At 73.8% G+C, this 10,201-nt stretch carries 9 protein-coding genes; 8 read left to right on the forward strand and 1 reads right to left on the reverse strand.

The annotated features are described in order from the left end of the window. Positions 1 to 174 precede the first annotated feature (174 nt). Genes AB0F81_RS27135 through AB0F81_RS27155 form a run of 5 tightly spaced genes read left to right on the forward strand, consistent with a single transcriptional unit; the run spans position 175 to position 6,727 of the window. Positions 175 to 2,790 carry an SDR family NAD(P)-dependent oxidoreductase gene (locus AB0F81_RS27135; RefSeq protein ID WP_360201631.1) on the forward strand — a complete coding sequence of 872 codons (2,616 nt, stop codon included), beginning with the start codon at positions 175 to 177 and terminating at the stop codon, positions 2,788 to 2,790. Positions 2,791 to 2,825: 35 nt separating this feature from the next. Then, a complete protein-coding gene (locus AB0F81_RS27140; protein WP_360201633.1) occupies positions 2,826 to 3,539 on the forward strand; it encodes an ABC transporter ATP-binding protein in 714 nt (237 codons plus the stop codon). Further along, entirely contained in the window at positions 3,536 to 4,858 is a 1,323-nt protein-coding gene (locus tag AB0F81_RS27145) for an FtsX-like permease family protein (protein WP_360201635.1), read from the forward strand. The genes AB0F81_RS27140 and AB0F81_RS27145 overlap by 4 nt, the downstream gene beginning before the upstream one ends. Next, positions 4,855 to 6,078 carry a sensor domain-containing protein gene (locus AB0F81_RS27150; protein ID WP_360201637.1) on the forward strand — a complete coding sequence of 408 codons (1,224 nt, stop codon included), beginning with the start codon at positions 4,855 to 4,857 and terminating at the stop codon, positions 6,076 to 6,078. Before AB0F81_RS27145 ends, AB0F81_RS27150 begins: the two co-directional genes overlap by 4 nt. 1 nt (position 6,079) lies before the next feature. Then, complete coding sequence (locus tag AB0F81_RS27155) at positions 6,080 to 6,727, forward strand: response regulator transcription factor (protein ID WP_360201639.1); 648 nt, start codon at positions 6,080 to 6,082, stop codon at positions 6,725 to 6,727. A 1-nt stretch (position 6,728) separates the two neighbouring features. On the opposite strand, the gene AB0F81_RS27160 is transcribed toward AB0F81_RS27155, so the two are convergent. Then, positions 6,729 to 7,148, reverse strand: coding sequence for a nuclear transport factor 2 family protein (locus tag AB0F81_RS27160; protein WP_360201641.1), 420 nt, complete (start codon positions 7,146 to 7,148; stop codon positions 6,729 to 6,731). Between the two features lie 165 nt (positions 7,149 to 7,313). Here AB0F81_RS27160 and AB0F81_RS27165 point away from each other — a divergent pair, with 165 nt between their 5' ends. The 3 genes from AB0F81_RS27165 to AB0F81_RS27175 all read left to right on the forward strand — a co-directional run bounded on the left by AB0F81_RS27165 (position 7,314) and on the right by AB0F81_RS27175 (position 10,110). After that, positions 7,314 to 8,012, forward strand: a complete 699-nt coding sequence (locus tag AB0F81_RS27165; RefSeq protein ID WP_360201643.1) for a BTAD domain-containing putative transcriptional regulator — start codon at positions 7,314 to 7,316, stop codon at positions 8,010 to 8,012. Between the two features lie 34 nt (positions 8,013 to 8,046). Beyond that, complete coding sequence (locus tag AB0F81_RS27170; RefSeq protein WP_360201645.1) at positions 8,047 to 8,424, forward strand: hypothetical protein; 378 nt, start codon at positions 8,047 to 8,049, stop codon at positions 8,422 to 8,424. A gap of 102 nt (positions 8,425 to 8,526) precedes the next feature. Further along, positions 8,527 to 10,110, forward strand: a complete 1,584-nt coding sequence (locus AB0F81_RS27175) for a peptide chain release factor 3 (RefSeq protein WP_360201647.1) — start codon at positions 8,527 to 8,529, stop codon at positions 10,108 to 10,110. The last annotated feature ends 91 nt before the right edge of the window (positions 10,111 to 10,201 follow it).

A 10,201-nucleotide genomic window follows, 5' to 3' on the forward strand; every position in this document is an offset into this window, starting at 1 on the left:
GGCTGGCCCTCTGAGCGGCGGCGGGGGTGGAACGACCTGGAGCGGCAGCCGGATGGGGCGGCTGGGCCTTGGGGTGGTGAGGGGCGTGTGGACAGCGCTGAGCGGCAGCCGGACAGGGGGCCCGCTGGCGGGCGCCGGTAAACGCGGCGGGACGGCGTGCCACACAATGGCGCGGTGAATCGGGTCAGGCGGTGGGTGCGGATCGCGGTGGGGATCACCGGGCGCGGGCCGCGGGAGCGGCGGCTGCGGGCGGCCGTGGACGGGCGCACCGTGCTGGTCACGGGCGCGTCCGAGGGGATCGGCGAAGCCACGGCCCGGCGGCTCGCCGCAGCCGGGGCCAGCGTCATCCTGGTGGCGCGGACGGTCGACCGGCTGCAGGCGGTGCGCGACGACATCGTGGCGGCGGGCGGGCGCGCCTTCGTACATCCGGCTGATCTGTCGTCGCCGGAGGCGGCGGCTGCGCTCGCGGCCGACCTGGTGGCGCGCTACCGCCGGATCGACGTGGTGGTGAGCAATGCCGGGCGGTCGATCCGGCGGTCCGTTGCCGACACCGCCGACCGGTTCCACGACATCCAGCGGACGAACAGCCTGAACCATCTGGGGCCGGTGCAATTGCTGCTGGTGCTGCTGCCGGCGATGCGGGCGGCCGGTGGTGGGCACATCGTGAACGTCTCGACGGCCGGGTTGTCACTGCACTCGCCGAACTGGTCGGCCTACCACTCGTCGAAGGCGGCGTTCGACACCTGGCTGCGCTGCGCCGCCGTCGAGTTGCGCCGGGACCACGTGAGTGTCAGTACGACGTACCTGAATCTGGTCCGCACCCGGATGAGCGCGCCCACGCCGCAGTATCGCCGGGCGCCGGCGATGTCGGCGGCCGAGGCGGCGGAGATCGTCTGCCGTTCGGTGGCGCATCGCCGCTCGTGGTGGCCGTGGTGGGCCCGGCTCGGTGGCGTCGTGTCGGCGGCGGCGCCGCGCACCGTGGAGCGGGCGCTGGCCGCGGGGGTGCGGGTGATCGACGCCGTCGAGCCGTTGCGCGTGCTCGCGCCGACCGGCCTGTGGCGGCCCGGGCGGCTCATGCGGCTGGCCAGGGCCGGGCGCCGGCACGGGCGCAGCCTCGCCACCGCGCTCGCGGGCGGGCCGCCGGACGGGATCGCGCTGGTGGACGCGGACGGGCCGGTCACCTATCCGGAGTTGGACGCGATGGCCGGCGTCTGCGCGGCGAACGCGGCCGCCGGGCTCGGCCTGCGGCCGGGCGACCGGGTCGGGCTCGCCTGCGCGGGGCACCGGGGTTTCGTGGCGGCGGCGGCCGGCCTGGCCCGGCTGGGCGCCGACGTGATCCTGCTGCCGCCCGACCTGCCACCCGATCGCGCCGCCGAGCTGCTGCGCCGGGAGCGGGCCAGCGCGCTGGTGAACGAGCCAGGCGAAAGCACCGTCGAGACGCGACGCCAGGAACAGGCCGGCGCGCTGGTGAACGAGCCGGGCGAGAACACCGCCGAGACGCAACGCCAGGAACGCGCCGGCGCGCTGGCAAACGAGCGCGGCGAGAACACCGCCGAGACGCAACGCCAGGAACAGGCCAGCGCGCTGGCAAACGAGCCCGGCGAGAACACCGCCGAAACGCGACGCCAGGAACGCGCCGGCGCGCTGGTGAACGAGCCGGGCGAAAGCACCGTCGAGACGCGACGCCCGGTGAACGAGCCGGGCGGGATTTCCGCCGGCTTGCCCTCGATGTCGTGGGTGGACCTGCTCGCCGACGCCGGGAATCCGCCGCCGGCCCGGCCGCCGCGGCCCGGGCGCACGTTCGTGCTGACCTCCGGCACGACCGGGGTTCCGCGCGCGGTCTCACGCCCGCTCACCGTGCGCATGCTGCTCGGCCCGGTGACCACCCACCTGCGGCTGACGCCGGTGCGGCGCGGCGAGCCGATCGTGGTGGCGACCCCGCCGCATCACGGGTACGGCCTGACCTACCTCTCCGCCGGGCTGACCCTGGGCGCGCCGGTGGTGCTGGTGCCGTCCGGCGACCCGGAACGGATCCTGAACGCGGTCGCCGAGAACCGCGCCGGCCTGCTGTTCGCCCTGCCGATCCAGCTGAGCCGCATCTGCGACCTGTCGGATTCGCGCCGGCCGCCGCTCGACTCGCTGCGTGCCGTCGTCAGCGGCGCCGCCCCGCTGACCGCCGGCCTGTGCGAGCGGCTGCGCGACCGCTTCGGCGACCGGACCTTCAACATGTACGCCACCACCGAGGCGGGCTGGGCGGCGATGGCCACCCCGGCAGACCTGCGGGCCGCGCCCGGCACGGTCGGTCGCGCTCCCCGCGGGGTACGGATCCAGGTCACCGATCGGGACGGCACGCCGCTGCCACCGGGCCGGGTCGGCGAGATCCGGGTACGCGGCTGGCACCCGGACGGCCGCTGGTCCGCGACCGGCGACCTGGGCCACCTCGACCCGGCCGGCCGGCTGTTCGTCGACGGCCGCCTCGACGACATGATCGTCTCGGGCGGCGAGAACGTCTATCCCGGCCCGGTCGCGGCGGTCGTCACCAGCCACCCCGACGTCGCCGACGCGCTGCTGGAGCCGGTCGCGGACGCCGAGTTCGGCCAGCGGCTGCGGGCCACCGTGGAGATCCGGCCCGGCAGTGCGCTGACCGCCGAGCAGTTGCGAGACTGGCTGAGCACCCGGCTGTCCCGGCCCGAGCAGCCGCGCGAGATCGAGATCGTCGCGGCGCTGCGGCGCACGGCGACCGGCAAACCGGTGCGGTCGACCGCACCTCCACCGGGCGGCGCACCCTGATGTGACCGCGGCTCGACCTGACCAGGGTTGAGCACATGAATGTCGCGGTGGAACTGAACGAGGTGTCGCGCCGGTACACCAGGCGCGGAACCCTGGCCCTGAACAGCGTCTCCCTCGCCGTCCCGGCGGGCACCTTCGTCGCGGTGATGGGCCGGACCGGCTCCGGCAAGAGCACCCTGCTGCAGTGCGCCGCCGGGCTGGACCGCCCGACCAGCGGCACCGTGCGGCTGGCCGGGCAGAACATCACCCGGATGCGCGAGCGGGCCCTGACCCGCCTGCGCCGCGAGCGGATCGGGTTCGTCTTCCAGTCCTACAACCTGCTCTCGGAGTTGACGGTCGGGCAGAACGTCCGGCTGCCGGGGCAGCTCGGCGCCCCCCGTACCCGGGGCGTCGACGACGTGCTGGAGGCCGTCGGCCTGGCCGGGCTCGGCCGGCGGCCGGTCGGTGAGCTCTCCGGCGGCCAGCGACAGCGGGTCGCCCTGGCCCGCGCGCTGATCACCTCCCCCGCGGTGATCTTCGCCGACGAGCCGACCGGGGCGCTCGACCCGACGACCGGCGCGCAGGTGCTGCGGCTGCTGCGCGACGCCGTGGACCGCGACGGGGTCACCGTCGTGATGGTCACCCATGACCCGGTGGCCGCCGCCTGGAGCGACCGCCTGGTGCTGCTGCGCGACGGCACGGTGGCTGCCGACGACCCCACCCCGGACGCGGCCGCGGTCGCGCAACGGCTGGCGGGGGTGGCCGCGTGATCGCCGGGCTGGTGCGGCAGGCGCTGCGCAAACACCCGTGGACCTTCGTCGGGCCGGCGTGCACGCAGGCGCTGGCCGCCACGATCGTCACCGCGTCGCTGGGGTTGCGGGCTTCAATGTCCGCCGCGAACGTCTCCTCGCCGGAGAACGGGCTGGACGTCGTCGCGCCGCTGTTCGTGATGATCTCCGTCTACCTGTCGCTGATCATCGTCGGGGTGACGATGGGATCGGCGATCAGCCGGCAGGCCCGCGACATCGCGCTGGCCAGGACGATCGGCGCCGGCCCCGGCCAGGTACGCCGGGCGATCGCCCTGCAGGCCGCCGTGGTGGCGCTGCCGTCCACCGCGGCCGGATATCTGCTCGGCGGACTGGTCGGCCGGCTGTGGGTGGACGGCCTGGTCACCAACGGTGTCGCCCCGGAATCGGTCACCTTCCACGGGCAACCGGCCGCGCTGCCGATCGCGCTCGCCGTCACCCTGCCCACCTCCCTGCTCGGCGCCATGATCGCCGCCATCCGCCTGTCCCGGATACGTCCCGCCGCGGCGATGAGCGACACCGCGGCGCCACGGCGGGGCGCCGGCATCGTCCGTACGATCGCGGGCCTGCTCTTCGCCGCCGGCGGCGTCTTCGCGGCGAGCCGGGTCGCCACGCTGGACGCGGAGGAGGCCGGCGCGGCGGCGTTCATCATCATGCTCGCGATGTGCGCGGCCGCCGGGCTGCTGGGCCCGATCCTGCTGCGCGCCGGCGCTCCCCTGGCCAGGGTCTTCGGCCGCACCGGGGCGATCGCCGCGGGCACCATGGCGGTCCGGGCGCGGTCGCTCTCCGGTGCGCTGGTGCCGTTGGCGCTGGCCACGTCGTTCGCCGCGGTCAAGGTCGCGATGCACACCACGGTCGCCCACGTGACCGGGGTGGACGAGGCCCGGGACGTGCTCTGGCTGGACTATTCGGGGACGGCCGTCTACACGGCCTTCGCCACGGTCGCGGCGCTGGCCACGCTGGTCACGGTCACCATGAGCCGGCGGCGGGAGTTCGCCACCGTACGGCTGGCCGGCGCGACCCGGGCGCACGCCCTGCGCATCGTGGCGTGCGAAGCGATCGTCGTCATAGTGACCAGCCTCGTTGTCGCGGCCGCCGCGGCCGCTACGCTGCTGGTGCCGTTGCTGCACGCCAGCCTCGGCGTCGCGATGCCCCACCTACCGGCCGGGGCGGTGATCTCGGGGGTGTTCGGCGTGGTTGCGGTGGTGGGGCTCGGCACGGTGCTGCCCGCCGCGTTCCTGCTGCGCCGCCCGCCGCTCGAGGCCGTGAGCGTCGACGCGTGACGATCGCGCGGATGCTGCGGGCGCCGGTCGAGGGGCGCACCTGGCGGCCGGTGGGCTACGCGTTGATCAGCATGCTCCTCGCGGCGCCGGCCTTCCTGCTCGCGCTGCTCGGGCTGGTCGCCTCGGTGCTGTCGGTGCTCACGATCGGCCTGCCGTTCCTCGTCGGCGTGCTCTGGCTCCTGCGCCACGCCGGGCGCTACTTCCGCGTCCCGGCACGACTGGTGCTCGGCTGGGACTGGCCGTCGCCGGCCCGGCGCCCCACCGCCACCGGGCCGGTGCGGTGGGCGACCGCGGTCCTGCGCGACGTCGCCGGCTGGCGCGCGCTGCTCTACTGCCTGCTCAAATTGCCGCTGTCGCTGCTCACGGTCCACCTCGGCTACTTCACCGTCGCGGGGCTGGCCGCGATGACGTACCCGGCGTGGTGGACGCCCGCCCGCGACGTCTTCGGGGTGGAGAGCGTCGCCACCGCCGGCCAGGCGTGGGCGGTGGCCGCCGCCGGTCTGGCCGCCGCGCTCGCGAGCCCCTGGCTGATCCGGCTCTGCACCGGCCTGGACCGGCTGCTGATCCGCGCGCTGCTCGAACCGGACCCGGCCCAGGCCCGCATCGCCCAGCTCGAAGCCGGCCGGGCGGCGCTGCAGGCGGACGCGGCCGCGGTGCTGCGCCGGGTCGAGCGCGACCTGCACGACGGCACCCAGGCCCGGCTGGTCGCGCTGGCGGTGTCGCTGTCGCAGATCGAACGCCGCACCGGCGACGAGGTGCGGCCGCTGATCCGCGACGCGCAGGACAACATCACCGAGGCCCTGGCCGAGCTGCGCGACATCATCCGCGCGGTGCATCCGCCGGCGCTGGACGACGGGCTGCCGACCGCGCTGCAGACGCTCGCGGCCCGCAGCTCGGTGCCGGTCGACCTGAGCGTCGAGCTGGCCGGGCGGCCCAGCGACGCGGTCGCCTCGGCGCTCTACTTCACCGTCGCCGAGCTGCTCACCAACGTCGCCCGGCACGCCCGGGCCACGCGCGTCACGGTCGCGCTGCGTTCGGAGGACGACATCGTACGGCTGAGCGTGCGCGACGACGGTCGGGGCGGTGCACGGCCCCGCCCCGACGGAACCGGTCTGGCGGGGCTGCACCGCCGGGCCACGGCACTCGACGGGTCGCTGACCGTGGACAGCCCCGCGGGTGGGCCCACCACCATCACCATGACGCTACCCGGGGAGCAGTGAGATGCGGACGGTCATCGCCGAGGACAATCCGGTGCTGCGCGACGGGATCGTGCGGCTGCTCGCCGACTACGACATCGACGTGGTCGCCGCCGTCGACAACGCCGACGACCTGGTCAGCGCGGCGGCCGAGCACCGGCCGGACATCGTCGTCGCCGACGTACGGATGCCACCCACGCACACCGACGAGGGCCTGCGTGCGGCGTTGACCATTCGTCAGGCGTACCCGGAGATGGGTGTCCTGGTCTTCTCCCAGTGGGTGGAGACGTCCTACGCGCGGCGGCTGCTCGCCGACCAGCCGGCCCGGATCGGTTATCTGCTGAAGGACCGGATCGTGCGCACCGACGACTTCGTCGACGCGCTGCGCCGGGTCGCCGCCGGCGGCACCGCGCTGGACCCGGAGGTGGTCCGGCAGCTGCTGGCCGCCCCGGCCGTCGACCGGGGCGTGGCCAGTCTCTCCCCCCGGGAACGCGAGATCCTCGACCTGGTGGCGCAGGGCCGCTCGAACCCGGCGATCGCCGAGCAGCTGCATCTGGCCGGGCGCAGTGTCGAGAAGCACGTGACGGCCATCTTCACCAAGCTCGACCTGCCGCAGGCCAAGACCGATCACCGGCGCGTGCTGGCGGTCCTGCGCTACCTCAACGCTCGCTGAGTCACGGCTCCAGGGTCACCGACGCCCGGAACGAGCCGTCCATCTCGAACGGCACCGACTCGTGCTCGTGGGTGATCAGCCAGCGGCCGTCGGCGCGGCGCAGCCCGACCGTCACCCGGTACCAGAGGCTGAAGCTCTCGCTGGAGCCCCGCGGGGTCGCCGACAGGTTGTCGATGCTGGTCGCGAACGCGACATCACCATCCGTGGTGATCTCCAGCTGGGTGACCTGACGCCGCGGCGGCGCCTCGAAGGTGCTCATCCACGCGCGCAGCGCGGCCGGGTCCATCTCGGCCGGCTGACGCAGCGGCGGCGCCAGGTTGAACTCGACGATCTGCGGGGCGTAGTGCGCGATGATGCCCTCGACGTCGCCCTTCTCCATCAGCGCTGCCCGGGTCTCGATGACCTTGCGGATCTCCTCCATGACGGTTCCTTTCTTCGGCGGGCTGTTCAGCGGTACGTCGAAGCCGGCCTCTCGCGATTCGACATCGCGCGGGCTGATCCTCTGACCGGGTGACCGCGTCGCTATGCTGCTGCCGACTGCCGTACCGTCGCAGTCGGGAAACGGCTGCTCACTGGGGGATTCGAGATGACCGACGGCTCCTCCCCCGTCGCGCTGCGGTTCGAGATCCTCGGCCCGGTCCGCGCCTACCGTGGCGCCGAACCGGTCGACCTCGGCCCGGTCAAACAGCAGGCGCTGCTCGCCCTGCTGCTGTTGCGCGCCGGCGAGCCGGTGCCGATGCCCGACATCCTCCGCGCCCTCTGGGGCGGCGATCCGCCGGAGAACGGCGTCGACGCGGTGCAGAGGTACATCGGCGGGCTGCGCCGGGCGCTCGAGCCGTCGCTGCTCGCGCTCACCCCGGGCGGCTATGTCCTGCGATCCGGCGAGAACATCGACGCCGGCGCCTTCCGCGCCGGCGTCGCCCGGGCACGCGCCGAACACCAGACCGGCAACCTCAATGCGGCCGGCGACGAGGTACGGCGCGCGCTCAGCCTGTGGGGCGACGAGCCGCTGGCCGGGCTGACCGGGGCGGTCTTCCAGTCGGCCCGCGCCCGGCTCAACGCGGAGCGCGCCGCCGCCGCGGCACTGCTCTCCGAGCCCACCCCACCGGCGCCGCGATCACCGGCATCGCCACCGGCCCCGCAGTCACCGGCCGCCCCACCCGCGCAGGCCGCGCCCGTCGCGCCGAAGCCCGCCCGGCCCGAGCCGGACTCCGGCTATGCCGAGCCGGTCGACCCGTGGGCCGGGCACGAGCTCTTCCCGCCCGGCCCCCATCCGATCATCTAGTGAGCCGCCGGTTCCGCTGGATCGGCGGCTCGCCGTGCTCGGGGAAGACCACGATCTCTACCGCGAAGAGTTCCCGCTGATCCTGGCCGACCTGCGGCACGCCGCCGACGGCACCGTGATCGAGGGCGCCGCGCTCCTCCCCGAACTGCTCGCCGCCCTGGGCGTTCCGCCGGATCACGCCGTGTGGATCGTGCCGGCCCCCGAGTTCCAGCTGCGCCACTACCAGCAGCGGACCTGGGCACACGACCTGCTCGCCGGCACCGCCTCCCCCGAGGAGGCGTTCACCCGCTGGATGCAGCGCGATGCCCTCTTCGCCCAGCGTGTCGCCGCCCAGGCGACCGATCTCGGCTACCGCGTCATCGTCACCGACGGCTCCGCCGGCGCCACCCAGCTCGCCGCCGGCCTGGTATGACGCTCCCCACCTGGGGGTTCGGGGGGTTTGCGGGCGTGTGACGTTAAAGTTGGCTCGGGTTGCCGCCGACCGACGGCGCACTGTGTCGTGGGGAGCGGATTGGTGAGTCAGAGCGTGCTGGCATCGACGGGGGTCGCCGCGGAGGCGAGCCGGCGGCGGACTTTTGCGGTGATCTCGCACCCCGACGCCGGTAAGTCGACGATGACCGAGGCTCTCGCCCTGCACGCGCGGGTGATCGGGCAGGCCGGCGCGGTGCACGGCAAGGGTGACCGCCGCGGTGTGGTCTCCGACTGGATGGCGATGGAGCAGGAGCGCGGCATCTCGGTCACCTCGGCCGCGCTGCAGTTCTCCTACCGGGACACCGTGATCAACCTGCTGGACACGCCCGGCCACGCCGACTTCTCCGAGGACACCTACCGGGTGCTGACCGCGGTCGACAGCGCGGTCATGCTGCTGGACGCCGCGAAAGGCCTGGAGCCGCAGACGCTGAAGCTGTTCGAGGTGTGCCGGCAGCGCGGCATCCCGGTGATGACGTTCATCAACAAGTGGGACCGGCCCGGCCACGAGGCCCTGGCGCTGATGGACGAGATCGAGCAGCGGATCGGGCTGCGGCCGACCCCGCTGACCTGGCCGGTCGGCATTGCCGGGCACTTCCACGGCGTGGTCGACCGCCGCACCGGTGTGTTCACCCGGATGCAGCGCTCCCCCGGCGGCGCCGACCTCGCCATCGAGGAGGAGATGAGCGCGGAGGAGGCGGCGCGGCAGTTCGGCGGGGACTGGGACACCGCCGCCGAGGAGCTGGAGCTGCTGGCGCTGAGCGAGGCCGACTACGACGAGAAGGACTTCCTCGCCGGCCGCAGCACGCCGGTGCTGTTCGGCGCGGCGGTCGCCAACCTCGGCGTCCGGCAGCTGCTGAACGTGCTGCTGGAGCTGGCGCCCGCGCCGTCCGCACGGCCGACCACGTCGGGCACCGACCGGCCGGTCGACAGCACGTTCTCCGGGTTCGTGTTCAAGATCCAGGCGAACATGAACCGCACCCACCGTGACCAGCTCGCGTTCGTGCGGGTCTGCTCCGGGCGGTTCGAGCGGGGCATGGTGGTCACCCACGCGGGCACCGGCAAGCCGTTCACCACGAAATACGCGCAGCAGATGTTCGGCCAGGGCCGCGACACCATCGACGAGGCGTTCCCCGGCGACGTGATCGGCCTGGTCAACGCGACCGCGCTGGGCATCGGCGACACGCTGTACGCCGGGGACCCGGTGCAGTTCCCGCCGCTGCCGTCGTTCCCGCCGGAGCACTTCGCCGTGGTGCGCACCTCCGACACGTCGGCGTTCAAACGGTTCCGGCGTGGCATCGAGCAGCTCGACGGCGAGGGCGTGGTCCAGGTGCTGCGTTCGGAGCAGCGCGGCGATCAGGCGCCGGTGTTCGCCGCGGTGGGCCCGATGCAGTTCGAGGTCGCCACCCACCGTCTCGAGGCCGAGTTCGGGGTGAAGGTGCAACTCGACCGCCTGCCGTACGAGATTGCCGCCCGTACCGATGCGGCCGGCCAGGAAATTCTGCGTACCGAGGCGAACGTCGAGGTGATGACCCGGGTCCGCGACAACGCCCTGCTCGCGGTGTTCCCGCACAAGTGGCGGATGCGCACGGTCGCCGGCCGGTACCCTGACCTGCGCCTCGACACCTAGTACTGCTACGGCGGATCACTACTTCGAGTAGTTCTGGATCGTTTCCCGGACGTGGTCACGGTTGAGCAGGTGCAGGGTTGGGACGAGGCGT

The organism is Actinoplanes sp. NPDC024001 (assembly GCF_040638955.1).
Taxonomy (GTDB): Bacteria; Actinomycetota; Actinomycetes; order Mycobacteriales; family Micromonosporaceae; genus Actinoplanes.